1 protein-coding gene is annotated in these 255 nt (G+C 59.2%); it reads right to left on the bottom strand.

Going from position 1 to position 255, the window contains the following annotated elements; translation table 11 throughout:
* Positions 1 to 223: transposase (locus GTP27_RS23515; protein WP_371865997.1), on the bottom strand; the 223-nt coding region annotated here is incomplete at its 3' end.
* Positions 224 to 255 lie beyond the last annotated feature (32 nt).

Here is a 255-nt window from a genome sequence, read left to right as displayed (position 1 = left end):
CCGCGCAGCGCTCAGGTCCGAGCCATTCGAAGAATGGTCGTATTGCTTCCCGACTGCGACCTTCGCCGACCCACAGCACTCGCCGTGTATCGGCATCGAGCACGACCGTCGCATAGCGATGCCCTTTGAATAGGGCGAATTCGTCCATAACCAGCCTCGTCGGCTGCGCTTCTGGCAATTCTGAGAGGCGTCGTTCAAGGCGCTGGCGGTCGATCTTGCGCACAGTTTCCCAGTGCAGACCAGAAAGCTTGCAAA

Source organism: Duganella qianjiadongensis (genome assembly GCF_009857915.1).
In the GTDB taxonomy this organism is placed as follows: Bacteria; Pseudomonadota; Gammaproteobacteria; order Burkholderiales; family Burkholderiaceae_D; genus Rugamonas; species Rugamonas qianjiadongensis.
The sequence above is the reverse complement of the archived record's forward strand: the minus strand, read 5'-3'. Positions and strand labels throughout refer to the sequence as shown.